The sequence below is a fragment of the Streptomyces sp. NPDC015346 genome (genome assembly GCF_043078785.1).
Taxonomy (GTDB): Bacteria; Actinomycetota; Actinomycetes; order Streptomycetales; family Streptomycetaceae; genus Streptomyces.
The window spans coordinates 865,273-889,485 of record NZ_JBIBTW010000001.1 but is presented as its reverse complement, the minus strand read 5'-3'; the positions used below and the strand labels follow the sequence as shown (position 1 = coordinate 889,485).

The 24,213-nt window shown below is 73.0% G+C and carries 21 protein-coding genes; 12 read left to right on the top strand and 9 right to left on the bottom strand.

The window, feature by feature from the left end:
* Positions 1 to 23 precede the first annotated feature (23 nt).
* Both ACF06X_RS04040 and ACF06X_RS04035 read right to left on the bottom strand, forming a co-directional pair.
* Positions 24 to 302: a hypothetical protein gene (locus tag ACF06X_RS04040; protein WP_392285584.1), complete on the bottom strand. Its 279-nt coding sequence runs from the start codon at positions 300 to 302 to the stop codon at positions 24 to 26.
* A gap of 32 nt (positions 303 to 334) precedes the next feature.
* A complete protein-coding gene (locus tag ACF06X_RS04035; protein WP_392285583.1) occupies positions 335 to 1,132 on the bottom strand; it encodes a PspA/IM30 family protein in 798 nt (265 codons plus the stop codon).
* Positions 1,133 to 1,404: 272 nt separating this feature from the next.
* Here ACF06X_RS04035 and ACF06X_RS04030 point away from each other — a divergent pair, with 272 nt between their 5' ends.
* From ACF06X_RS04030 to ACF06X_RS04020, 3 genes are all read left to right on the top strand, one after another.
* On the top strand, positions 1,405 to 2,001 hold the full coding sequence (locus ACF06X_RS04030) for a DUF3043 domain-containing protein (RefSeq protein ID WP_392285582.1): 597 nt from the start codon (positions 1,405 to 1,407) through the stop codon (positions 1,999 to 2,001).
* Between the two features lie 80 nt (positions 2,002 to 2,081).
* The gene (locus tag ACF06X_RS04025) at positions 2,082 to 2,816 is read left to right on the top strand and encodes a class I SAM-dependent methyltransferase (RefSeq protein WP_392285581.1); all 735 of its coding nucleotides are present in this window, start codon (positions 2,082 to 2,084) and stop codon (positions 2,814 to 2,816) included.
* A gap of 211 nt (positions 2,817 to 3,027) precedes the next feature.
* Positions 3,028 to 4,083 carry a S1C family serine protease gene (locus ACF06X_RS04020; RefSeq protein WP_392285580.1) on the top strand — a complete coding sequence of 352 codons (1,056 nt, stop codon included), beginning with the start codon at positions 3,028 to 3,030 and terminating at the stop codon, positions 4,081 to 4,083.
* Positions 4,084 to 4,399: 316 nt separating this feature from the next.
* Here ACF06X_RS04020 and ACF06X_RS04015 read toward each other — a convergent pair whose 3' ends face one another.
* Entirely contained in the window at positions 4,400 to 4,606 is a 207-nt protein-coding gene (locus tag ACF06X_RS04015; protein ID WP_158986642.1) for a hypothetical protein, read from the bottom strand.
* A 92-nt stretch (positions 4,607 to 4,698) separates the two neighbouring features.
* On the opposite strand from ACF06X_RS04015, the gene ACF06X_RS04010 reads away from it, so the two are divergent.
* From ACF06X_RS04010 to ACF06X_RS03995, 4 genes are all read left to right on the top strand, one after another.
* Positions 4,699 to 5,898 (top strand): bifunctional adenosylcobinamide kinase/adenosylcobinamide-phosphate guanylyltransferase, encoded by a 1,200-nt coding sequence (locus ACF06X_RS04010; RefSeq protein WP_392285579.1) that lies wholly within the window; start codon positions 4,699 to 4,701, stop codon positions 5,896 to 5,898.
* 114 nt (positions 5,899 to 6,012) lie between these two features.
* A complete protein-coding gene (gene cobT, locus ACF06X_RS04005; RefSeq protein WP_392285578.1) occupies positions 6,013 to 7,137 on the top strand; it encodes a nicotinate-nucleotide--dimethylbenzimidazole phosphoribosyltransferase in 1,125 nt (374 codons plus the stop codon).
* A gap of 105 nt (positions 7,138 to 7,242) precedes the next feature.
* Positions 7,243 to 9,018, top strand: coding sequence for a phosphatidylglycerol lysyltransferase domain-containing protein (locus tag ACF06X_RS04000; RefSeq protein ID WP_392285577.1), 1,776 nt, complete (start codon positions 7,243 to 7,245; stop codon positions 9,016 to 9,018).
* Entirely contained in the window at positions 9,015 to 9,725 is a 711-nt protein-coding gene (locus ACF06X_RS03995) for a hypothetical protein (RefSeq protein ID WP_392285576.1), read from the top strand. Before ACF06X_RS04000 ends, ACF06X_RS03995 begins: the two co-directional genes overlap by 4 nt.
* On the opposite strand, the gene ACF06X_RS03990 is transcribed toward ACF06X_RS03995, so the two are convergent.
* Complete coding sequence (locus ACF06X_RS03990) at positions 9,665 to 10,429, bottom strand: hypothetical protein (RefSeq protein ID WP_392285575.1); 765 nt, start codon at positions 10,427 to 10,429, stop codon at positions 9,665 to 9,667. The two genes, ACF06X_RS03995 and ACF06X_RS03990, sit on opposite strands and share 61 nt — an antisense overlap.
* Before the next feature lie 76 nt (positions 10,430 to 10,505).
* Here ACF06X_RS03990 and cobS point away from each other — a divergent pair, with 76 nt between their 5' ends.
* Positions 10,506 to 11,270, top strand: a complete 765-nt coding sequence (gene cobS / locus ACF06X_RS03985; protein ID WP_392285574.1) for an adenosylcobinamide-GDP ribazoletransferase — start codon at positions 10,506 to 10,508, stop codon at positions 11,268 to 11,270.
* A gap of 4 nt (positions 11,271 to 11,274) precedes the next feature.
* Here cobS and ACF06X_RS03980 read toward each other — a convergent pair whose 3' ends face one another.
* From ACF06X_RS03980 to ACF06X_RS03960, 5 genes are read right to left on the bottom strand one after another with little or no spacing between them, the layout of a single operon-like run.
* The gene (locus tag ACF06X_RS03980) at positions 11,275 to 12,075 is read right to left on the bottom strand and encodes an endo alpha-1,4 polygalactosaminidase (protein ID WP_392285573.1); all 801 of its coding nucleotides are present in this window, start codon (positions 12,073 to 12,075) and stop codon (positions 11,275 to 11,277) included.
* The gene (locus tag ACF06X_RS03975) at positions 12,072 to 12,689 is read right to left on the bottom strand and encodes a spherulation-specific family 4 protein (protein ID WP_392285572.1); all 618 of its coding nucleotides are present in this window, start codon (positions 12,687 to 12,689) and stop codon (positions 12,072 to 12,074) included. Before ACF06X_RS03975 ends, ACF06X_RS03980 begins: the two co-directional genes overlap by 4 nt.
* An 11-nt stretch (positions 12,690 to 12,700) precedes the next feature.
* Complete coding sequence (locus ACF06X_RS03970) at positions 12,701 to 14,293, bottom strand: hypothetical protein (RefSeq protein ID WP_392285571.1); 1,593 nt, start codon at positions 14,291 to 14,293, stop codon at positions 12,701 to 12,703.
* A complete protein-coding gene (gene pelF / locus ACF06X_RS03965; protein ID WP_392285570.1) occupies positions 14,290 to 15,822 on the bottom strand; it encodes a GT4 family glycosyltransferase PelF in 1,533 nt (510 codons plus the stop codon). Before pelF ends, ACF06X_RS03970 begins: the two co-directional genes overlap by 4 nt.
* A gap of 24 nt (positions 15,823 to 15,846) precedes the next feature.
* The gene (locus ACF06X_RS03960) at positions 15,847 to 17,925 is read right to left on the bottom strand and encodes a hypothetical protein (protein ID WP_392285569.1); all 2,079 of its coding nucleotides are present in this window, start codon (positions 17,923 to 17,925) and stop codon (positions 15,847 to 15,849) included.
* A 294-nt stretch (positions 17,926 to 18,219) separates the two neighbouring features.
* Here ACF06X_RS03960 and ACF06X_RS03955 point away from each other — a divergent pair, with 294 nt between their 5' ends.
* From ACF06X_RS03955 to ACF06X_RS03940, 4 genes are all read left to right on the top strand, one after another.
* Positions 18,220 to 19,734: a leucyl aminopeptidase gene (locus ACF06X_RS03955; RefSeq protein WP_392285568.1), complete on the top strand. Its 1,515-nt coding sequence runs from the start codon at positions 18,220 to 18,222 to the stop codon at positions 19,732 to 19,734.
* A gap of 282 nt (positions 19,735 to 20,016) precedes the next feature.
* A complete protein-coding gene (gene lpdA, locus ACF06X_RS03950) occupies positions 20,017 to 21,405 on the top strand; it encodes a dihydrolipoyl dehydrogenase (RefSeq protein ID WP_392285567.1) in 1,389 nt (462 codons plus the stop codon).
* Positions 21,406 to 21,467: 62 nt separating this feature from the next.
* Positions 21,468 to 23,297: a 2-oxoglutarate dehydrogenase, E2 component, dihydrolipoamide succinyltransferase gene (gene sucB, locus ACF06X_RS03945; RefSeq protein ID WP_392285566.1), complete on the top strand. Its 1,830-nt coding sequence runs from the start codon at positions 21,468 to 21,470 to the stop codon at positions 23,295 to 23,297.
* 115 nt (positions 23,298 to 23,412) lie between these two features.
* Complete coding sequence (locus ACF06X_RS03940) at positions 23,413 to 24,036, top strand: GntR family transcriptional regulator (RefSeq protein ID WP_158986658.1); 624 nt, start codon at positions 23,413 to 23,415, stop codon at positions 24,034 to 24,036.
* Positions 24,037 to 24,213 lie beyond the last annotated feature (177 nt).

The following is a 24,213-nucleotide window of genomic DNA, read 5'->3' as shown; positions in this document are numbered from 1 at the left end:
CCGTGTCGAGTCGGTGTGCGAGGTCAGCCCGGGATCAGGCCGTCGCCGGAGAGCATCTCGCGGACCTCTTCCAGGGTCGCCTCCGGGGCGGGGAGGATCAGCTCCGAAGGCTCCAGGGCGTCGTCCGGGAGGGGTTCGCCGAGGGTGCGGACCGCGTCCAGGAGGGCCGAGAGGGTGCGGCGGAAACCCGTGCCGTCACCCGACTCCATCTCGGCCAGCAGCTCGTCGTCGAGCTTGTTCAGCTCGGCGAAGTGACTGTCCGCCAGCTTCCACTGGCCCTCCCCCATGATCCGTACGATCATGACGCGCCGTCCTTACCGCTTGTCGGTGCCTGTCACTGCTTGTCGAACCTGGGCTGCGAGGACTGCTGGGGCTGGTCCTGCGGGGTACCCGTGCCGCCCTCGATCGCCTGCTTCGACGCCGAGGGGCCTCCCGCCAGCTCCGCCTTCATCCGCTGGAGCTCCAGCTCGACGTCCGTACCGCCGGACAGCCGGTCCAGCTCCGCCTGGATGTCGTCCTTCGCCAGACCCGACTGGTCGTCGAGCGCGCCCGAGGCGAGGAGCTCGTCGATCGCGCCGGCCCGGGCCTGCAGCTGGGCCGTCTTGTCCTCCGCGCGCTGGATCGCCACGCCGACGTCGCTCATCTCCTCCGAGATGCCCGAGAAGGACTCGGCGATGCGGGTCTGCGCCTGCGCCGCCGTGTACGTCGCCTTGATCGTCTCCTTCTTCGTGCGGAAGGCGTCGACCTTGGCCTGGAGCCGCTGCGAGGCCAGCGTGAGCTTCTCCTCCTCGCCCTGCAGCGTCTGGTGCTGCACCTCGAGGTCGCTCACCTGCTGCTGCAGCGCCGCCCGCCGGGAGAGCGCCTCGCGGGCCAGGTCCTCGCGGCCGAGCGCCAGCGCCTTGCGGCCCTGGTCCTCCAGCTTCGAGGACTGGCTCTGGAGCTGGTTCAGCTGCAGTTCGAGCCGCTTGCGCGAGGTCGCCACGTCTGCGACGCCCCGCCGGACCTTCTGCAGGAGCTCCAGCTGCTTCTGGTAGGAGTAATCGAGGGTCTCGCGCGGATCCTCGGCCCGGTCAAGGGCCTTGTTTGCCTTCGCGCGGAAGATCATCCCCATACGCTTCATGACACCGCTCATGGGCTTCGCGCGCCCCCTTCTGACGGACTCGGCTCAAGCACTCCAACAGGATCCACAGTACGGGCCCTGTCTCCATTACCGCACTGTTCGGAGCCGGATGTGCTCCTCCCCAAGGACGACTGCGGACGGCCCTCCTCAGGCCCAGGGAGTAGACGGATCCCGGGGAAGCCGTGCGTGTCGTCCGTGCGTACCTCCTTCAGGACGCCGTCCGTTAGCGGATCGTTCCCGGCCGGACTGGGGTCCATGCGCCCCACCACGTACCCTTGGGTTTTGTGTTCCGTAGCCGTTCGAATGAAGAGAAGGCCCCCACCGACAAGGTGACGGCGGACCTCTCCAAGCAGCCCCGCGACCCCGAGGCCCCCAAGGGCCGCCCGACCCCGAAGCGGAGTGAGGCCCAGACCCAGCGTCGCCGTGCCGCCACGGTTCCCGCCGACCGCAAGGAGGCCGCCAAGCGTCAGCGCGAGGCGCGCCGCGCGGACCTGGCCCGTCAGCGCGAGGCCCTGGCCAGCGGTGACGAGCGTTATCTGCCGGCCCGTGACAAGGGACCGGTCCGCCGCTTCGTGCGCGACTTCGTCGACTCGCGCTTCGCCATCGCGGAGTTCTTCCTGCCGATGGCCGTGCTGATCCTCGTGCTGTCGATGATCCGGGTTCCCGCGCTGCAGAACATCTCGCTGCTGCTCTGGCTCGGTGTGATCGTGATGATCGTCATCGACTCGATCGGCATCTGGCTCCGGCTGAAGAAGCAGCTGAACGAGCGCTTCCCGAACGAGCCGAAGCGGGGCGCCGTGGCCTACGGCCTGATGCGTACGCTCCAGATGCGCCGACTGCGGCTGCCGAAGCCCCAGGTCAAGCGCGGAGAGCGGCCCTGAGCGCGGACACCTCCGGCTCCGCCGCCCGCGGCGGTCCGCTGCTGCCCGCCGTCTCTCCGTGGCCGAGCGGGCACAGCGGTGTGCGCGAGACCGTCCGCCAGGAGCTGATCGCGCGCCAGCTGGACGAGCAGATAGCCGGCCGCTACCCGGTGGGGCAGCGGCTGCGGATCCTCGACGCCGGCATGGGCCAGGGCACCCAGGCGCTGCGGCTCGCGAGGGCCGGGCACACGGTGACCGGCCTGGAGGCCGATCCGGAGTTGCTCAAGGCCGCCCGTGAGTCGCTGGCGACCGAGCCGGCCGGGATCCGCGAGCGGGTCCGGCTCGTCGAGGGCGACGGCCGCGAGACGGGCGTCCACTTCCTGCCGGGCAGCTTCGACGTGGTGCTCTGCCACGGGGTGCTGATGTACGCGGACGAGCCGGACGCGCTGCTCGCGGGCCTGGCCCGGATGCTGGCGCCCGGCGGTCTGCTGTCCCTGGTCGTACGGAACGCCGAGGCGCTGGCCATGCGGCCGGGGCTCGCCGGGGACTGGACGGGGGCGCTGGCCGCCTTCGAGTCGGACACATACACGGACGCGGCCGGGTTCAAGGTGCGCGCGGACCGGCTGGACGCGCTGGCGTCCACGCTGGCGGGGATCGCGGCGCCGCTGCACGCCTGGTACGGCGTGCGGGTCTTCACCGACGGTCTGCCCGGCGACCTGGGGCTGCCGGCCGCCGAGGAGCTGGACCGCCTGCTCGCCGCCGAGGACCGCGCGGGCCGCACCGACCCGTACCGCCGGATCGCCGCGCTTCTCCACCTCTGCGGCGTCCGGGGCTGATCGCGGGCGGGCGCGGCCACCCCTGATCGGGGTTGACTCCCGCCGGGCGCGGCCACCTTCTTCGGGGCGACCCCCGCCGGGGCCACTCGTGCAGGGCTGACTCCCGCCGGGTCGCGGCCACTCATGCAGGGCTGACTCCCGCCGGGTCGCGGCCACCCTGTTCGGGTGTCTTCACCGGGCCGGGGGGTCACGGCGGGCCGATACTCCGGACATGGACGCATCTCGACGCCTTCTCCTGCCCCTGGCCGCCGGGGCCTGTGTCGTCATCGCCCTGGCCGGCGGCTGCACGCCCGGGGTGGCCGGGCAGGTGGAGCGTCCCACCCAGGCCGCGGCACCGCTCGCCGCCAACGAGCTCCAGGACGACTACCAGGCGGTGATCCGGGACGTCCTGCCGTCCGTCGTCCAGATCGAGGCGGGAGAGAGCCTCGGCTCCGGCGTGGTCTACGACGACCGGGGTCACATCGTCACCAACGCGCATGTGGTCGGCAGGCAGGAGGCCTTCAGGGTCACGACGGCCACGGGCCAGCAGGCGCTCGCGGCGAAGCTGGTGGCGGCCTACCCCGAGCAGGACCTCGCCGTGATCCGGCTCGACGCGCCGCCGGACGGGCTGAAGCCCGCCCGGTTCGGCGACTCCGCCAAGGTCGACATGGGCCAGATCGTCCTCGCGATGGGGTCGCCCCTCGGCCTGTCCGGCAGCGTCACCCAGGGCATCGTCTCGGCGACCGGCCGCACGGTCAGTGAGCCCCGCACCGGGGGTGGTACGGGCGCGACCCTCGGGAACATGGTCCAGACGTCGGCCCCGATCAACCCGGGCAACAGCGGGGGCGCGCTGGTCAACCTGGACAGCGAGGTCATCGGCATCCCCACGCTGGCGGCCACCAACCCGGAGCTGGGCGGCGGCTCCGCGCCGGGGATCGGCTTCGCGATCCCCGCGTCGATGGTGCGGACCGTCGCGGACCAGATCATCCGCCACGGCAGGGTCACCGACTCGGGCCGGGCGGCCCTGGACATCGTCGGCCGGACCGTCCTCGACGAGAACTACGAGCCGGCGGGGGTCGCGGTGGTCGAGGCGCAGCCGGACGGGGCCGCGGCGAGGGCGGGGCTCCGCCCGGGCGACGTGATCACCCGTCTCGCCGACACCCCCGTCACGACGATCACCTCCCTGGCGGAGGCCCTCGCCTCACGCGCCCCCGGGGACAGGGTGACGGTGGTGTACGAACGGGGCGGCCGGGAGGCCAGGACGGACGTGACCCTGGGCGAGATGTGAACGTGGCCGGGGGCGCGCCTCGGGCAGACGTGGCCCCGGGCCCCGGACCCGGGCGTGACCCCGTGGCGCGAGGTGCTCCCGGGCGCCCCCGGTGGCCGGGGCAGGCATTCCGCCGAGCGGGACGGGCCCTCCGGTGGGGCGTGTAACTGCCGTTCCGCCGAGGGGGACGCGCAGCGCCGGTGGGCGGGCAGGCGTTCCGCCGAACGGGACAGGCCCCCCTTGGGCTGGGGGGGCTGCCGTTCCGCCGTGCGGGACGGCAACCCCTGGCCAGGCCCGTGGGCCGGGCCTGGTCGGCGGGATCGCCGCGCTGGTGGGCCTACGCCTCCGCGTTCAAAGGCATCGGGCCGTAGATCTTCGTGCCGTCCTCCGACAGGACGACCTGGTCCGCGCCTCCCTCCAGGAGGTCCTTCCAGTACTCGCCGATCCAGGATTCGGCGTCACCCTGGGTCGGGAACTCCTCCGGCACCACCGCCGGCTGGACCTCCGTGCCGTCGGACTTCTCGAACCGCCACGTCCATGCCATGACCGCCTCCTGAGGGCTCACCGGATGATCGGTTTCCTGCCCGCAGCGTAGCCGGGCGCGCACCCCTCGCGGTGACGCGGGAGGATCGGTGCGTGGAACTGACTCTGCTCGGCACCGGCGCCCCCCTCGGGCTCCCCCGCCCCGACTGCCCCTGCGCCGTGTGCGCGACCGCCCGCGGCACCCGGGCACGGGCCGCCACCGCGCTGCTCGTGGACGGGGCGCTGCTGCTCGACCTGACCCCGGGCGCCGCGCTGGCCGCCGCCCGGTCGGGGCACTCGCTCGTGGGCGTACGGCAGGTGCTGCTCACCCACCCGCACGACGGGCCGGCCGTCGAGGTGCCGGCCGGGCTGCCGGCCGCGGGGCGGGTGCCGGACGGCCGGGAGTTGACGCTGATCAGCGGTCACCGGGTGCGGGCGGTGTCGATGGACTCCCCCGGTACGGGGTACGAGGTGACGTCCTTGGACGGTGAGCGTCTCCTCTATCTGCCGCCCGGCGGCGCCGTCGCCGGTCTGCCCGAGGAGCACCTCCGTCCGTACGACATGGTGGTCGCGGATGTGACGGCCCGCCCCGACGGGCTGGCCCGGCTGCGGGCGACCGGGGCGGTCGGGGCGACCACCGATGTGATCGCCGTCCATCTGGACCACGACGTGCCGAACGGGCGCGAGCTGGACCGGCGGCTCGCGGCCGCCGGGGCGCGCGCGGTGCCGGACGGCACGACCCTGTACGTCGGCGAGTACCACGAGGTGCCCGACGTGCCGCGCCGCACGCTGGTGACGGGCGGCGCCCGCTCGGGCAAGTCGGTGGAGGCCGAGCGGCGCCTGGAGGCCTTCCCCGAGGTGCTGTACGTGGCGACGGGCGGGAACCGGGAGGGCGATCGGGAGTGGTCGGACCGGGTGCGCCTGCACCGGGAGCGGCGGCCCGGCTCCTGGCGTACGGCCGAGACCTGCGATCTCGTACCCCTGCTCCGGCAGGACGGCCCCGCGCTGCTGATCGACTGTCTGTCGCTGTGGCTGACGGACGCGATGGACCGGGCCGGGGCCTGGGACGACGAGCGGTGGGCGAACGGCGGCCAGGAGGCGCTCCGCGAGCGGACCGCCGAGCTGGTGGCGGCGGTCCGGGCCACGCCCCGGACGGTCGTCGCCGTCACCAACGAGGTCGGCTCGGGGGTCGTGCCGGCGACCGCGTCCGGGCGGCGCTTCCGGGACGAGCTGGGGCGGCTGAACTCGGCGTTCGGGGACGAGTGCGAGCAGGTGCTGCTCGTGGTGGCCGGGCAGGCTCTGGTCCTTCGGTGAGCGGCGGGGGCGGGCGGTACTGTTCGAGACCACGTGGGTGACACGGCTCGCGCGGCCCGCGCGGTCCTCGTGCCCGCACCCGGACGACCACCGATGACGTCACGAGGCGGACCCTTGAACCTGGACGACTTCTCCGATCTGATCGAGCGCCCCGACGGCGGGGTACGGCGTGACGCCGAGGAACGCCGGGAGCGGCTGATCGTTCCGCCCGGCGCGCTGGGACGGCTCGACGAGCTGGGCGAGTGGCTGTCGGCCGCGCAGGGTTCGGTGAAGGTCCACGCGATCGAACAGCCGCGGGTGGTGCTCTTCGCCGGCGACCACGGGGTGGCCTCGCTCGGGGTGTCCGGCCGCCCGGCGGGAACCGCGTACGAGCTGGTCCGCGCGGTGCTCGACGGGGCGAGCCCGGTGGCGGTGCTCGCCCGCGCCGCGAACGTACCGGTGCGGGTGGTGGACGCGGGCCTGGACTGCGACCCGGAGCTGCTGCCCGCCGAGGTGGTCCGGCACCGGGTGCGGCGCGGCAGCGGCCGGATCGACCTCGAGAACGCCCTGAGCACCGAGGAGACCGAGGCGGCGATCCGGCTCGGTATGGCGATCGCCGACGAGGAGGCCGACTCGGGGACCGATCTGGTCGTCCTGGGCGATCTGAGCGTCGGCGGCACGACCCCGGCGTGCACGCTGATCGCCGCGCTGTGCGGGACGGACGCCTCGGTGGTGACCGGCCGCGGCGGGGCGGGGATCGACGATCTGGCGTGGATGCGCAAGTGCGCGGCGGTCCGGGACGCGCTGCGGCGTGCCCGGCCGGTCCTGGGCGACCAGGTGGAGCTGCTGGCGGCGGTCGGCGGGGCGGATCTGGCGGCGATGACCGGGTTCCTGCTGCAGAGCGCGGTGCGGCGGACGCCGGTGATCCTGGACGGTGTGGTGGGGGCGGCCTGCGCGCTCGTGGCGCAGCGGGCGGCGTTCCGGGCGCCGGACTGGTGGTTGGCGGGGCAGGTGAGCGGCGAGCCGGCGCAGGCGAAGGCGCTGGACCGGATGGCGCTCAACCCGCTGCTCGATCACGGCGTCACTGTGGGGGAGGGCACCGGGGCGTTGCTCGCGCTGCCCCTCGTCCAGGCCGCGGCCGCACTGGCCGCGGAGCTGCCGGAACGGCCGGAGCAGTCGGAACGGCCGGAACAGCCGGAGCCGGCTCAGCTGCCCGAGCAGCCGACCGTTTCGGAGAGCTCCCCGGACGAGGTGGGCTGAGAGGGATCACGGCGCCGGACGCGGCCTCCGTCACGCGCGGGTGGTCGTCTCCGGCGCTCCGCCGCGAGAAGCGATGCCTCATATGCCCCCATATGATCGCTTTTCATGGGAGAAGTCCGTTTGTCCACCGAAGGAGCGCCCGGGGGCACCGTCCGCTCGCGGCGCGGCGCGGCGTTCGCCGTCTGGTACCTGCGCGCCGTCACGTTCCTCAATTTCCTGGGCGCCGTCTGGGTCTCGTTCGGCCAGGACCTCCGCCGGCACAACACGGACGACTACTTCACTCCGTACCTGCTGACCGCCGGGTTCGCCTCGGGCGCCTTCACGCTCTTCCTGGCGATCACGATGCGCCGTCGCAAGCGGGCCGCGTGGATCCTCAACATGGTGCTGAGCGGGCTCTTCCTCCTGCTCCTCGCCTTCGCGATGGTCTTCCCGGAGATCCGCCGGCACGCCCAGAACTGGGTCTCCCTCGGCCTGACCGCCGCGTTCGTCCTCGCGCTGCTGCTCGGCCGCAGGGAGTTCTACGCGAAGGGCGACCGCTCCAACCCGCTGCTCGCCACCGTGGTCGCCGTCGGCGGACTCCTCGTCACCTCACTGCTCGCCGCCGGCCTGGTCACCGTCACCGACACCTCCCCCGGCACCTCCACCTTCCTGGAGCGCTGGAGGTACGGCGTGATGCGGCTGGTCACGCTGGCCTCCGACGGCTCCGGTTTCGACGGCATCGCGCCGCCCGGCTGGGTCGACGTCACCATCAACGTCCTGTCGACCCTCCTGCTGATCGCCGTGCTCTACGCCGCCTTCCGCTCCCGCCGGGCCGTCGACCCGCTGACCGAGGAGGACGAGGACAAGCTGCGGACGCTGCTCGACAAGTACGGCGACCGCGACTCGCTCGGCTACTTCGCGCTGCGCCGTGAGAAGAGCGTGGTGTGGTCCCCGAGCGGGAAGGCCGCCGTCGCCTACCGGGTCGTGGGCGGGGTCTCGCTCGCCTCCGGCGACCCGATCGGCGACCCGGAGGCCTGGCCCGGGGCGATCGAGCCGTGGCTGGCCGAGGCCCGCGAACACGGCTGGATCCCGGCCGTGATGGGCGCGAGCGAGGAGGCCGGCATGATCTACGCCCGGCACGGCCTGGACGCCCTGGAGCTGGGCGACGAGGCGATCGTGGAGACCGCCGACTTCTCGCTGGAGGGCCGCGCCATGCGCACGGTCCGGCAGGCGTACAACCGGGTCAGGCGGGCCGGGTACGAGGTGCGGATCCGGCGCCACGCGGACATCCCGGCCGAGGAGATGGACGAACTGCTCCGCAAGGCCGACGACTGGCGCGACGGGGCCACCGAGCGGGGCTTCTCGATGGCGCTCGGGCGGCTCGGCGACCCCCGCGACGGCCGCTGCGTGATGCTGGAGTGCAGGGACGGCGGCGACGGGGAAGGGACCGGGGAACTGCGGGCGCTGCTCTCCTTCGTCCCCTGGGGCCCGAAGGGGCTCTCGCTGGACCTGATGCGCCGTGACCGGGACGCCGAGAACGGCCTGACGGAGTTCATGGTCATCGAACTCCTCCAGCGCGCCGAGGAGATCGGCGTCACGCGGGTCTCACTGAACTTCGCGATGTTCCGCTCCGTCTTCGAGCGTGGCTCGAAGCTCGGGGCGGGACCGGTGCTGCGCATGTGGCGTTCACTGCTCGGCTTCTTCTCCCGCTGGTGGCAGATCGAGTCGCTGTACCGCGCCAACGCCAAGTACCGACCGATCTGGGAGCCCCGTTTCATGCTCTTCGAGAAGAGCGCCGATCTGTTGCGCATCGGCCTCGCCGCGGGCCGCGCCGAGGGCTTCCTGGAAGCCCCGGGGCTGCCGAAGTGGCTGCACCGCAAGCATCTGGAGGGCAGGCGGTGAGCTCCTCCGTCCGGGCGTTCGCCCGCCGCGAGTGGGGGTCGCTGTACGCCGCCGTACGGACGGCGCTCGCCGCCAGGGGGTGGCGGGCGGTCCCGATGACGCTGACCGCCGTCTGTCTCACCTCGCTCTTCCAGATCACGCAGAACCAGGACTGGGGCTATCAGCCCGTGCAGAACCTCGGCTCCGTACGGGCCGAGGACCCGCTGTGGCTCGCGCTGCTGCGGACCCCGCTCTCGCTCTTCGTACCGGCCCTCGATCTGCCGGTGTGGGGCGCGCTGGCGCAGATCCTGCTGGTGTTCGGGATCGCCGAGATCTGTCTGGGGCGGTGGCGGACGCTCGCCCTCGCCTATCTGGCGACGCTCGCGGGGACGCTGTACGCGCGCGTCGGCATCGCGCTCGGGCCGGACGGCCCGCTCGGGCTCCCGGCCTCGGACGCCCGGGTCGTCGACACCGGCCCCTCGGCGGCGGTGGTCGGTCTCGCGGTCTACGTCTGCTGGCGGCACCGGGCCTGGTGGACCGGGTCGCTCGTGGTCGTCGCGATGGTCGTGGAGGTGATGGTCAAGAACAACCTGGCCGGCAAGGAGCATCTGGCGGCGATCGCGGCCGTGCTGGTGCTCGTCGCGGCCGTCGCGTGGCGGGAGCGCCGTCAGGAAGGGTCGGAGCCGCGGCCCGGGACCCGCTCCTGGAAGCCGCCGATCAGATCCTGAATCCGGCGGCGGACCCGGTCCCAGCGGCGGTCGTGCCGGTAGGTCCGCAGCCGGGACCGGGCACGGGCCCTCGGGCGCCGGGCGTAGGCGTGGCGGGACCACCAGGATCCGGGGCGGGCCAGCCGCAGCGCGCCGACGATCGCCACGAAGGGCACGAGCGTGCCGATGACGGCCAGCCGGTACTTCCCCTTCACCAGCGTGACGAGGACGAAGAGGAAGTTGACCACGAGGGTGACGATGAAGGCGGCGCGGTCCTGGCGCTCCTCGTCGGTGACGTCGTCGACGCCGAGGGGCGAGAAGCCGCCGAGGACGAGCATCACCAGGGCGGCGGTCAGGACGACCACCTCGACGCTCTTGCGCCCCTGATCGCTCCAGTACACGTCGTCGAGGTGGAGGATCAGCGCGAACTCGTCGAGGACGAGCCCCGCCCCGATGCCGAAGAGCACCGCGAAGACCACGGCGGCGGCGCCGTACCGGCCGGCGGCGACGGCGCCGAAACCGCCGAGGACGGCCAGGACGACGCCGGGGACCACGTGGTGGATGTGGAGGCCCCCGGGGGAGACGTTGCCGAACGGCCCTTTACCGGCCCGGATCAGACGGGTGATCACCCGCGTGACCAGGAAGGTCACCACGAAGGAGGCGAGTGCGACGAGCAGCGGGAGCTTCCCGGGCTCGACGATGTTGCGGGCGAACCAGTGACCCATGCCACCTGCTTCCGATATGCGCGTTATGCGCGACAAGGGCAATTTACAAGAATGGGCTCTGCCTTACCCTGCCCGGATGGACGGCCTGCGTTTCGCCTTCGGCACCCTCACCGTGCTTCCCGCCCGCATCACCCGCTGGGACCGGGACGCGGCGCGCGCGGGCATGCTCTGGGCCCCGCTCGCGGGTCTCGTCGTGGGCCTCTTCTCGGCCGCGCTCGGCGGGGTCCTGCTGCTCCTCGGCTCGGGGCCGCTGCTCGCGGCGGTGGCCACGGCGGCGGTTCCGGCGCTGATGACCCGCGGCCTGCACCTGGACGGGCTCGCGGACACGGCGGACGGCCTCGGCAGCGCGAAGCCCGCGGCGGACGCGCTGCGGATCATGAAGCAGTCGGACATCGGCCCGTTCGGTGTCATCGTGCTGCTCTTCGTCCTGCTCGCGCAGGTCGCGGCCCTCCACCGGCTGTACGGGGAGGGCTGGGCGCACGGCGCGGTCGCCGCCGCCCTCGCCGCGACCGTCGCACGCCTCGCCCTGACCCACGCCTCCCGCCACGGCGTCCCGGCGGCCCGCCCGGAGGGTCTCGGCGCGATGGTCGCCTCGACGGTCCCGCCCCGCTCGGCGGCGCTGGTGACCGGGAGCGTCCTGCTCCTGTGCGCGGTCGCGGGCGCCCTCTTCTCCCCGTACGACGCGATCCGTCACGTCCTGGCGGCGGTGGCCGCCCTCGGCGTGGCGGCGCTGCTGCTGCGGCGCTGCGTGCGGAGGTTCGGCGGGGTGACGGGGGACGTCTTCGGGGCGGTGGAGGAAGTGGCGGGAACGGTGGCGCTGGTGGCCCTGACCCTGGGCTGACCCCTCAGCAGGGCACGCGCCAGGCGTCCAGTTCGTACTTCTTCCGCATCGAACTGAGGCCCAGCTTCCGCGCCCGCGGGCAGAACTCCCGTACGTCCAGCTCGTACTCGACGTGGAAGACCGCCTTGTCCGCCCGCACGAACGGGGTCAGAAGCTCGCACTCGTCGTACTGGGCGCACTGCTCGTTGACCGCGAAGTCGAAGTCGTCGACGAGCTGCGGGATTTGGTCCAGGTTGTTCTTCAGGCCGACCGCGAGGCCGCGGTCGTGGGCCAGGGTCGCGATCAGGCGGTTGTAGCGGAGCTGGTCGGCGGCGGTGAGGGGGAAGCCGGTGCGGTTGCGGTAGCCGTCCATGTTGTCGGGTTCGACGGCGTCGAAGCCCTTGGCGCGGCACATGTCGAGGCGGGCCGCCATCAGGGGGCCGAGGACGTCGGTGCGGCGGATGTCGAGCCAGCGTTCGCCCTCCCAGCCGTTGCCCTCGCCGAGCAGGGCGCGGGGGAACTCGGCCGCGTCGGGGCGGAAGTCCTCCCAGGCGCCGGTGGAGAGGTAGCAGATCACCTTGCGGCCGCGCGCGTGCAGGGCCTCCACGGTGGAGGCCGGGTGGTCGAAGCCGTCGATGTCGTAGACGGGGACGTCAAGGGAGGGGTCGAGGCGCCCGCTGAGCTGCCACTGCCAGGTGAGGCCGGGCTTCGGCTGCCAGCGGGCGGCCGAGCGGTCGTCGCGCGGCGGCGCGGTCGTGCACCCCGCGAGCAGCAGCAGGAACAGGAGCAGGGTCAGGGGGGCGAGGGGGGCGAGGGGGCGTCTCATCGGGCGGGCTCCAGGGTGTGCGGGAGCGTGCCCCACGGGTGGGCACCGGTGCCGGGGACGGCGCAGTGGACGCGGGTGGCCGGGCGGGCGTCGGGCGGGGCGGCGTAGACGAGGTGGCAGTAGTGGTCGGCGACGGGCAGGTCGAGGGTGCGGTAGGAGTCCCAGGGGCCCTCGAAGGTGACCAGCAGGTCGGCGAGCGGGGCGTAGCCGGGGTCGGGGTGGGCGCCGTGGTTGAGGACCACCGTACGGGCCCCGGCGGCGCGGGCGGCGACGCCGATACGGCGATAGTGGGCGAGGGCGTCGGGCGCGGTCGCCACCTGGTCGAGGAAGGCCCCGTCGGCCCCGTACCAGTCGCGGTGGCGGAGCAGGTCGGCGACGACCTCCGCCTGCGGGCGGCGGCCGTAGGCGGTGTCGGTGTAGCCGAGGACGCGCACGCCCGCGGCCCTGAGCCGCTCGGCGACGGCGGCGAAGGCGGGATCGGGGCGCTCCCCGGCGCCGTTGGCGGGGTTGAGCACGACTCCGTAGAGGGAGGGCGCGGCCCCGATGACCGCCGCCCAGTCCTCGGGCCGGTCGGCCGGGTGCTCGTAGAAGGGGACCAGCAGGCAGGGGTTCACGGTTCCGGTCCTCAGGCTCTGTGGGCGGTCGGTCGTACGAGAAGGGCGCAGGTGAGGACGGCGAGGACGGCCGCCGCTCCCCCGGCGGCGGCGGAGCCCGCCGTCGGGGCCAGGATCTGGGCCGCGGCGGCGAGCACGCACACCGGGGCGGCGACGCGGACCGCGCCGAAGGCCTGGAGGAGCAGGCCGAGCCAGAGCACGACGCCGACGAGGAGGAGGGACACGAGCCGTTCGCCGCTCGGCCGGGGGGCTTCCGGCCACAGCAGGGTGCCGGTCGTGGCCAGCGCGAGCAGGATCGCGAGGTAGCCGCCGAGGCAGAGGGCGAGGGTCCAGGCGGTCGCGCGGGCGAACGCGCGGGACGTGGTCAGGGTGCGCAGTCCGGCCAGGCTCTCGCTCCGGAAGCAGTGGAGCAGCCACTCGGCCGGTCCCATGGAGAGGGTCAGCGCGACCACGGACCCGGCGCCGGTGGCCAGGACGTCGCCCCCGCCCGCGTACAGCACGAGCAGTCCGGTGCCGAGGCCGAACAGGCCGTACGGGAGTGAGGAGACGAGCCGTGGTCCCGACCGGCCCCGGGCGGACCGGGGCCGGGGCGCGAGTCCCGGCCGCAGGACGACCGCCGCGAAGGCGACGCTCGCGGTGAGCGAGGTGAGCAGCAGCGTGACGCGCAGCGCGTCGGGCAGGTCGTACCGGAAGGCGGGTACGGCGCCGGCCAGCGGGAGCAGCGCGCCGAGCAGGGCCCGTTCGCGGCCGAGGACGAGCAGGACGGTCGCGGCGGCGAGGTAGAGCGACTGCCCGGCGGCGAAGGCGGCGGCCGTCCGCTGGCCGGGGGTGACGGCGACGCAGGCGACGGCGGCGACCGTCGCGCCTGCCAGGGCGCCCGCCGGTGCTCCGACGAGCAGCGCGCGGGCGGCGGCGCGCCGGTCGCCGAGGCCGAGCCAGGAGTACGCGCGGTGGGCGAGGGCCTGGTTCCACACCCAGCCGGTGACGGCGCCGGCGAGCAGCGGGACCGTTCCGGCGGGCAGCCCGTGCGGGCCGGGCGGGCCGGACAGGAGCGGTGCCCCGAGCACGTAGGCGAACCCGGGCAGGGCGAAGACGAGGCCGCGCAGCAGACAGCCGGCGAGGCCGGTGTGCCAGGGCCCGGCGGGCGGGGCCTGCGGCGCGGGGTGGCGGCGCTCCACGCGCGCGTAGAGGTCTTCGGCGAGGGCGAAGGAGTCGTCGCGCCCGTAGGTGAGGCGGATGTGGTCGTCGGTCATGCCGTCGGACTCGAGTATCGCGGCTATCTCGTCGGGGTGGACGGCGACGGCCGCCAACGCGTCGAGCCGGTCGGCGAGTTCGTCGAGCGGGTCGGCGGCGAGGCGGTCGGTGGGGAGCGGGTCGGCGGCAGGCGGTCCAGAAGCGAGCGGGTCGGCGGCGAGGCGGTCCGTGGCGGACGATCCGGAGGCGGACGGTCCGGCGGGGAGTGGTCCGGAGGTGGGGAGGCCGCTCTCCCGTGGCGGGCTTCCGTCACCCGCCCGGCCGCCGTCCCTCGGGCGCGGGACAGCCGGGAGTGTGTCCCGCAGGGTGGAGCCGGCGGGGGCGTTCTTCAGCCAGAGGGAGCCGCTCACGACAGGGAACCCCCTCCGACGAGTTCCTGGCGCCAGGGGTCGGTGAGGCGGACGGTCCAGTCCTCCGGTTCCGGGGCCGGAGCGACCGGCCGGCCGGCCAGTTCGCGGTAGATCCGCCGGAAGCCGTCCACCGAGCGGTGGAGGGTGAACCGGTCGACGACCCGCTGCCGGGCCCTGCGGCCCAGCTCCGCCCGCCGTTCCCCGTCGCGGAGCAGTTCGGTCACGGCCGCCGCCATCACGGCGGGTTCGCGGGGCGGGACGACCAGGCCGGTGTCGCCGACGGCCTCCCGTACCCCGCCCACGTCGGTGGACACGGTCGCCCGGCCGCAGGACATGGCTTCGATCAGGGAGAAGGGGAACCCCTCGCTGATCGAGGAGAGGACCACGACGTTCCCCGCCGCGTACGCGCGGGAGACGTCGGAGACCCGGCCCTCGAAGGTGACGCCGTCGGTGACGCCCAGTTCGGCCGCGAGCTTCTCCAATCGCGTGCGGTAGTCCTCGTTGCCGGCCGGGACCGGCCCGAACAGCCGCAGCCGCAGCTCGGGGAGTTCGGCGCGGGAGACGGCGTACGCGCGGATCAGGGTCTCCAGGTCCTTGATGGGGTCGATCCGACCGGCCCAGCTGAGGGTGGGGACGTCGGGTTCGGCCTCGGTGTAGGGGAAGGCGCGCGGGTCGACGCCGTTGTAGACGGTGCGGATGCGGTCGACCGGTGCGCCGCCGCGCTCCTCCCAGCGCCGGTTGTACTGGTTGCAGGGCGTGATCAGGTCGGCCTTGCGGTAGCCGAGCGAGTTGAGTTCGCGGTAGAAGCCGAGCATCAGGGCCTTGACCGGCCAGCGTTGGGCCTCCGTGCGGTAGCCGAGGTAGCGCTCCCGCAGGTAGATGCCGTGTTCGGTGAGCAGGAAGGGCGCCCCTTCGAAGTGCTGGGCGGCGAGGGCCGGCAGGGTGGCGAGTCCGCTGGAGACGGCGTGCGCGACGCTGTCCTCGGCGATCCGGGCCGCGAGCGGGCGCAGGGCGTGTTCCAGCAGGTCGGTGGCGGTCAGCGCGTCGTGGACGGTGGGCCGGGCCGCCGCCGTCGGCAGGTGGGGCATGGTCCATATCCACATCAGGGAGCGCAGCGCGCGCTCGGAGCGCAGGGCGGCGGTGAGCCGTCCGCGGCGGGCGAGTTCGGCCAGCGCGTAGAGCCCCTCGCCGAAGTCTTGGCCCGCCTCGGGGTCGAGTATCGCGAGCAGGAAACGCTCGTACGTGTCGAGGAAGCGGCGCCGCTCACGGCCCCGCGCGGGCCGGCGGGCGGCCGGTCCGCGCGGGGCGCCCCAGAGCGGGAACGAGGTGTGGCGGTAGACGTTGGGCGGCAGCTCCCAGGTGACCGGTTCGCGCCCGCTGCCGGTGAGCGCGAGGACGGCGAAGTCGACCTCCGGCATCCCGCGGACGAGCTGGTCGCACCAGGTGCTCACGCCCCCGTGGACGTGTGGATAGGTGCCCTCGGTGAGCATGGTGACGTGACGGCCACCGCTCCCCCTGCTGGTCGGCATGTGCGTTCCCCCGTGGACGTACGGTCAGGTGGTCGGGGCGGTCGGGAGCGTGAGCGTGACGCTGGTCTGGAGTGCCTCCGGCGCGGTCCAGGCGGAGCGTGCGCCCGCGTACGGCGTCCCGAAGGCCGCCGTCCCGAGGAGGAGTCGCTTGCGGGTGCCCTCGGGGGCGGTGATGGGCACGGTCACGCCGGAGGGGGCGGTGACGGTGACGGTGGTGCCGACGCGGTAGGCGGTGACCCGGCCGGCCGCGAGGGCCTGGTCCCAGGCGGTACGGCGGTTCAGCTCCGTGCCGACATCGCGCTGGCGCGGGTTGACCAGCGGCGTGTTGTCGGCGAAGAGGGCGCGGTAGTCGGCGAGGACCTGGTCGAGGACGGGATAGAGCAGCCGCTCCTCGGCGAGGTTGGACTGGTGGACGTAGTGCGGACGCGGGTCGTTGGCCACGACGTGGGAGAGGGCCGTGCGGGCCTCACGCGGCGCGATGTGGGAGGCGTAGCCGGTGGCGGGGTCGAGGGGGGCGGGCAGGCAGGTGGAGGTGGGGTCGGTCTCGCAGATCCCGCTGCCGCCGTCGGCACGCGAGGTGTAGATCCAGTTGTACTCGTCGGTCATCTCGGCCGCCGTGCCGACGTTGTAGTACACGTTCATGGGGTGGCGCGGGACGGTCCTCGCGGCGCCGACGGAACGTTGCTGCGGCTCGCGGGAGTTGTCGCTCGCCACCCATGTCACTCCGTTGTCGGAGAGCGCGCCGGCGAGGTTCGGGTTGTCGGTGGGCTGCTGCGGCAGGGTCTTCAGGCCGGAGTGCTCACCGGTGACGAGTTCGGTCCGGTCGACGGAGAGGCCCTTGCCGACGGCCCAGTTGTGGTTGTTCCTGATCTGCGCGGAGATCTCGCTCCGGCTCATCCACAGGGTGGTCCCGGCGGCGTTCTTCGCGCACCGCCAGGGGACGGTGGTGGTGTCCTGGACGCAGCCGAGGAAGGGGTGGGTGTAGGTGTGGTTCACCCAGCGGTACTGCGCGCGGTCGGCGATCAGCTGGGCGGCGAGCGGGTCGGTGCCGCCGTGTTCGGTCTTCCACTGCTCGCCCTGGCCGCCGTTGTAGACCATGTCGAGGGTGAAGCCGGCGGCCTTCTGCCAGGCGGCGGCGTACCTGGCGTCGGCGGCGGTCATCCGGATCGGGTTGTCCCCCTCGCCGTTGCCCCCCTCGCCGTCGCCACCCGCGCAGTCGAAGTCGCCGGGGGTGCAGTTGCGCACGGTGTCCCAGCGGGCGTCCGGCGCGAAGACGTCGTCGACGTGCACGGAGAGATAGTTGCGGCTCCGGCCGAGGTGGACGCCCTGGGTGAGCCATTCGACGATGCCGCGGGCCAGTACCCGGAACTGCCGCTGGTACTGGTTGTAGGCGAAGGTGACGACCAGTTCGCGGCGCCCGTCGTGGGCGTACTCGCCGATCAGGCTGGCCCGTCCGCCGTCCGCGGCGGGCACGTCGAGGTAGCTGGTGAAGCCTTCCCGTGGGCGCCCCGCGTAGCCGTAACTCTCCGAGATCGCCGGGTCGTTGTCCTCGAAGGTCACCGGCCCGTCGAGGTGGCGGAAGGGGCCCGCCCGGCCGGCGGCGGTGACGGAGGCGGCGGCTCCGTCGAGGGGGCCCGCGTAGCCGCCGTCACGGGTGTGGTCGAGGCCGACGCCGGGGTGGGCCCAGGTGTACGCGTCGACCTGCGGGATCCCGAAGGCCTTCTCGTACGCGACGAGCGCGGCCTGTTCGGCCGAGTCGGGGCCGAAGGCGCTCTCGTGGGGCAGCACGACGCCCTGGTACTTGGCCCGGGGGCGGCCGGTCGCGCTGTCGGAGGAGTCGGCGAGGAAGGCGGCGTCGATGACCGGGCGCCGGGAGTCGTTCAGGTCGACGCGGCGGTACGGCACACCCGTGGAGCGCAGTTCGGAGGTGATCGCCTCGACCGCGCTGCCGCCGTCGTCGAGGACGAGGACGGTCAGATCGATCCGCGGGACGGGCTCGGCGCCGCTCGCCACGGCCGACGGGACCACCGTGGCCAGGAGCGCGGCGGCGGCGAGGGCCGCGGTGCGGGCGGCCGCGGGCATGCGGGATCCGGCAGAGTCCATCGAGTGGTGTCCCCCTCGGCAGGCCGCCCCGGACAGGGACGACCGGTGGAGATGATGCGACGGCACGAGTGCCTCGCCTGCGTGAATGAGGCGAGTGTGGACGAGCACCGCCAGCCTGCGCGGTAAACATGAAAAAGACACCACGGATGAGTGAATCACCGTCGCCGTGAGCGAGCGGGAAGAGCGAGCGTAGGCTCGTTCTCGGCGCACTCCGGGCCGAAATACGATGCGGCGGGCATGGTCGGCCCATCCCTCGACCGCCACAGAACTCAACGGAAGCGAGATTTCACCACCGTGACTGCTCTCACTCTCAGCACCGCCGGCGCCGCGACGCTGCGCGCCGACGCCCTCGTCGTCGGCGTCGCGAAGTCCGGCAAGGGCATCGTCGTCGCTCCGGGCGCCGAGGCCGTGGACACGGCGTTCGACGGGAAGCTCGCCGCCGTCCTGGAGACCCTGGGCGCCTCGGGTGCCGAGGGTGAGGCGACGAAGCTGCCCGCCCCCGCCGGCCTGAAGGCGCCCCTCGTCCTCGCCGTCGGCCTGGGCGCCGCCCCCGAGGACGGCGAGGAGTACGGCACCGAGGCGCTGCGCCGTGCCGCCGGTACCGCCGCCCGCGCCCTGCACGGCACGAAGAAGGCCGGGTTCGCCCTGCCGGTCGCCGCCGTCGAGGACGCCGAGGCGATCGCGGAGGGCGCGCTGCTCGGCGCGTACGCCTTCACCGCGTACCAGGAAAGCAAGAACGGCAAGGACGCGAAGAAGCCGCTGGCCGAGGTGGCCCTGCTCGGCGCCAAGCCGCGCGACAAGGCGTACAAGGCCGGCGCCGAGCGCGCCCAGGCGCTCGCCGAGGAGATCAACCGCGCCCGCGACCTGATCAACATGCCGCCGAACGACCTCACCCCGGCCGCCTTCGCCGCCGAGACGCAGGCGGCGGCCAAGGCGCACGGCCTCAAGGTGCAGGTCCTCGACGAGAAGGCGCTGGCCAAGGGCGGCTACGGCGGCATCCTCGGCGTCGGCGCCGGTTCCGAGAACCCGCCGCGCCTGGTCCGTATCGCGTACACCCACCCCAAGGCGGAGAAGACGCTCGCCCTGGTCGGCAAGGGCATCACCTACGACTCGGGCGGCATCTCCCTGAAGCCGGCCGGCCACAACGAGACGATGAAGTGCGACATGAGCGGCGCCGCCGCCGTGTTCGCGGCCGTCGTCGCCGCCGCCCGGACCGGGGTCGCCGTCAACGTCACCGGCTGGCTGGCGCTCGCCGAGAACATGCCGTCCGGCTCCGCCGTCCGCCCGGGCGACGTGCTGCGGATGTACAGCGGCAAGACCGTCGAGGTCCTGAACACCGACGCCGAGGGCCGGCTCGTCCTCGCCGACGCGCTGACCCGGGCCTCGGAGGAGCACCCGGACGCGATCGTCGACGTGGCGACGCTGACCGGCGCGATGGTCCTGGCGCTCGGCAACCGGACCTTCGGGATCATGGCCAACGACGACGCCTTCCGGACCGCGATCCACGAGATCGCCGAGGAGGTCGGCGAGCAGTCCTGGCCGATGCCGCTCCCGCCGGAGCTGCGCAAGGGCATGGAGTCGCCGACCGCCGACATGGCCAACATGGGCGAGCGCATGGGCGGCGGCCTGGTCGCCGGCCTGTTCCTGAAGGAGTTCGTCGGCGAGGGCATCACCTGGGCCCACCTGGACATCGCGGGCCCGGCCTTCAACGAGGGCGGCCCGTTCGGCTACACCCCCAAGGGCGGCACGGGCTCCTCGATCCGCACCCTCCTGAAGCTGGCGGAGCGCACCGCCGACGGCGAGCTGTGACCCTTTCCTAGGGCTCGCGTACGTACCGGCCCCGGGTCCTCGGACCCGGGGCCGTTGCGCCCTCAACGAAATCCGTACGTTCGTACGGGCTGGTCACCTGTCCGTACGGGCGATCAGCTGGTCTCACTGACCGGCCCCGCGTCCCGCCTTCCGGCAACAAGTGCGAAGATGGGTTCTCGGCAGGACAGGGCCCCCACCACAGGGCCGAAATAAAAGCGGCCGAACACCAGCCGCCGCCCGGTCATGGACCGGCGACCGGCGCACATGCATGGAGGACGTGACGTGGCGAACGACGCCAGCACCGTTTTCGACCTAGTGATCCTCGGCGGCGGTAGCGGCGGTTACGCCGCGGCCCTGCGCGGAGCGCAGCTGGGCCTGGACGTCGCACTGATCGAGAAGAACAAGCTCGGCGGCACCTGCCTGCACAACGGCTGCATCCCCACCAAGGCCCTGCTCCACGCCGGCGAGGTCGCCGACCAGGCCCGCGAGGCGGAGCAGTTCGGTGTCAAGGCCTCCTTCGAGGGCATCGACATCAAGGCCGTCCACAAGTACAAGGACGATGTGATCTCGGGCCTCTACAAGGGCCTGCAGGGTCTGGTCGCCTCCCGCAAGGTGACGTACATCGAGGGCCACGGCCACCTCTCCTCCCCGACCTCCGTCGACGTGGACGGCCGTCGCGTCGAGGGTCGTCACGTCCTCCTCGCCACCGGTTCGGTGCCGAAGTCGCTGCCGGGCCTGGAGATCGACGGCAACCGGATCATCTCCTCGGACCACGCGCTGACCCTGGACCGCGTCCCGGAGTCGGCGATCATCCTCGGCGGCGGTGTCATCGGCGTCGAGTTCGCCTCCGCGTGGAAGTCCTTCGGTACGGACGTCACCGTCGTCGAGGGCCTGAAGCACCTGGTCCCGGCCGAGGACGAGAACAGCTCCAAGCTTCTTGAGCGCGCCTTCCGCAAGCGCGGCATCAAGTTCAACCTGGGCACCTTCTTCCAGTCGGCCGAGTACACCGAGAACGGCGTCAAGGTCACGCTGGCCGACGGCAAGACCTTCGAGGCCGAGGTGCTGCTCGTCGCCATCGGCCGCGGCCCGGTCTCGGCCGGTCTCGGCTACGAGGAGCAGGGCGTCGCGATGGACCGCGGCTACGTCCTCGTCGACGAGTACATGCGCACCAACGTTCCGACGATCTCCGCGGTCGGCGACCTCGTCCCGACCCTGCAGCTCGCGCACGTCGGCTTCGCCGAGGGCATCCTGGTGGCGGAGCGGCTGGCCGGTCTGAAGACCGTTCCGATCGACTACGACGGCGTGCCCCGGGTGACGTACTGCCACCCCGAGGTCGCCTCCGTCGGCATCTCCGAGGCGAAGGCCAAGGAGATCTACGGCGCGGACAAGGTCGTCGCCCTGAAGTACAACCTCGCGGGCAACGGCAAGAGCAAGATCCTCAAGACCGCGGGCGAGATCAAGCTCGTCCAGGTCAAGGACGGTGCCGTGGTCGGCGTCCACATGGTCGGTGACCGCATGGGCGAGCAGGTCGGCGAAGCGCAGCTGATCTACAACTGGGAGGCGCTGCCGGCCGAGGTCGCGCAGCTCATCCACGCCCACCCGACGCAGAACGAGGCGCTCGGCGAGGCTCACCTGGCTCTGGCCGGCAAGCCCCTCCACTCCCACGACTGACGCTCACGTCATCAACGGGCGCGACGACCACTTTCCGCAATTCGTTAGGAGCAACTGAAACCATGTCGGTTTCCGTAACCCTGCCGGCGCTCGGCGAGAGCGTCACCGAGGGCACCGTCACCCGCTGGCTCAAGGCCGAGGGCGAGCGCGTCGAGGCCGACGAGCCGCTGCTCGAGGTCTCGACCGACAAGGTCGACACCGAGATCCCCGCCCCCGCCTCGGGCGTCCTGTCGTCCATCAAGGTCGCCGAGGACGAGACCGTCGAGGTCGGCGCCGAGCTGGCGGTCATCGACGACGGCAGCGGCGCCCCCGCGGCCGCTCCGGCCCCGGCCGCCGCCGAGGCTCAGGCCCCGGCCGCCGAGGCCCCCCAGCAGGAGGCCCCGCAGCAGGAGGCCCCGGCCCCCGCGCCGCAGGCCGCCCCCTCCGCCGAGGCCGAGGCCCCGGCTCCCGCCCCGACGGCCGAGGCCGCCGCGGGCGGCGGTTCCGCCGAGGGCACCGACGTCGTCCTGCCGGCGCTCGGGGAGTCCGTCACCGAGGGCACCGTCACCCGCTGGCTGAAGTCGGTCGGCGAGAGCGTCGAGGCCGACGAGCCGCTGCTCGAGGTCTCCACGGACAAGGTCGACACCGAGATCCCGGCCCCGGCTTCGGGCGTCCTGCTCGAGATCGTCGTCGGCGAGGACGAGACCGCCGAGGTCGGCGCCAAGCTGGCCGTCATCGGCGCCGCGGGTGCCGCTCCGGCCGCCGCGCCCGCCCCGGCGGCTCCGGCTCCGGCCGCCGCCCCGGCTCCCGCCCCCGCTGCCCCGGCCGCTCCGGCTGCGGCTCCGGCGCCCGCCCCGGCGGCCCCGGCTCCGGCTCCGGCCGCGCCCGCCGCCCAGGCGCCCGCAGCGCCCGCCCCGGCCGCTCCGGCTCCGGTCACCCCGGCGCCGGCCGCGCCCGCCCCCGCCGCCGCACAGCCGGCGGACGACGGCGCCTACGTGACCCCGCTGGTCCGCAAGCTCGCCTCGGAGAACGGCATCGACCTGGCGTCCGTCAAGGGCACCGGCGTCGGCGGCCGTATCCGCAAGCAGGACGTGCTGGCGGCCGCCGAGGCCAAGAAGGCCGCCCCGGCTCCGGCCGCCGCTGCCGCCCCGGCTCCCGCCGCGAAGGCCCCGGCCCTGGAGGTCTCCCCCCTCCGCGGCCAGACGGTCAAGATGACCCGCATGCGCAAGGTCATCGGCGACAACATGATGAAGGCGCTGCACACGCAGGCCCAGCTGACCTCGGTCGTCGAGGTCGACATCACCAAGCTGATGAGGCTGCGCGCCGCCGCGAAGGACTCCTTCGCGGCCCGTGAGGGCGTCAAGCTGTCCCCGATGCCGTTCTTCGTGAAGGCGGCGGCCCAGGCGCTGAAGGCCCACCCGGTCATCAACGCCCGGATCAACGAGGCCGAGGGCACCATCACCTACTTCGACACCGAGAACATCGGTATCGCGGTGGACTCCGAGAAGGGTCTGATGACCCCGGTCATCAAGGGTGCGGGCGACCTGAACATCGCCGGTATCGCCAAGAAGACCGCGGAGCTCGCGGGCGCCGTGCGCGCCAGCAAGATCACGCCGGACGACCTCGCCGGTGCGACCTTCACGATCTCCAACACCGGCTCGCGCGGTGCGCTGTTCGACACGATCATCGTGCCGCCGAACCAGGTCGCCATCCTGGGCATCGGTGCCACGGTCCGCCGTCCGGTCGTCGTCAACCACCCGGACCTGGGTGAGACGATCGCGATCCGCGACATGACGTACGTCGCGCTCTCCTACGACCACCGTCTGGTGGACGGCGCGGACGCCGCCCGCTACCTGACGGCCGTCAAGGCGATCCTCGAGGCCGGCGAGTTCGAGGTGGAGCTCGGCCTGTAAGGCAAGCTACCGAGCTGTAACAAGCCTCACCAGCGGCGCCCCTGCCTGGGAGTACTCCAGGCAGGGGCGCCGCCGTATTGTCTTGAGTGTCAACGCGTCCCTAAGGAGCGGCTTCATGAGCGTGCCCGTCGTCCACTCGCTGCGCGAACAGATCCGCGAGCACATCGTGGAGGGCATCGTCAGCGGCCGCTGGAAGCCGGGCGAGCGGATCGTGGAGCGTCGGATCGCCACCGAGCTGGAGGTCAGCCAGACGCCGGTGCGCGAGGCGCTGCGCGAACTGGAGTCGCTGCGGCTGATCGAGTCGTCCCCGAACAAGGGCGTACGGGTACGGAACCTCACCGCGGCCGACCTGGAGGAGAGTTACCCCGTCCGGGCCGGTCTGGAGCAGATCGCGGCCGAGCTGGCGGCGAGCCGTCTCGCGGCCGACTGCTCGACCCTGGAGCCGCATGTGACGGCCCTTTACGAGGCGGACCGGACGGCCGACGGCACGGCGCAGGTGCGGCACACGGTGGCCTTCCACCGGGAGCTGGTGAAGGCGGCCGGGAACAGCGTGCTGCTGCACACCTGGGAGGGCCTGGGCATCGAGGTCTTCACGGCGCTGTCGATCCGCTGGCTCGGCACGGTCCAGAAGTCGTACGCGGAGGAGCACCAGGAGCTCGTGGAGGCCTTCCGCAGGGCGGACCCGAACATCGGCTCCCTCGTGAAGGCCCACGTGCTGGGCTGCGCGCCGAGAGCCTGACACCTCCCCCGCTTTCCCTCGCGAGACCTGATGAGCGGACCGCCTCGGCGGTCCGCTCATTCGTGCGACCGCCCTCTCAAACGGCTCCCTCTCACCTCCCCCACCTGCGAAAACAAGGCACCGGGTGCCCACTTTCACGGCACCCTGTGCCGACTTTCTCGATTCGAAGAGGTTTTC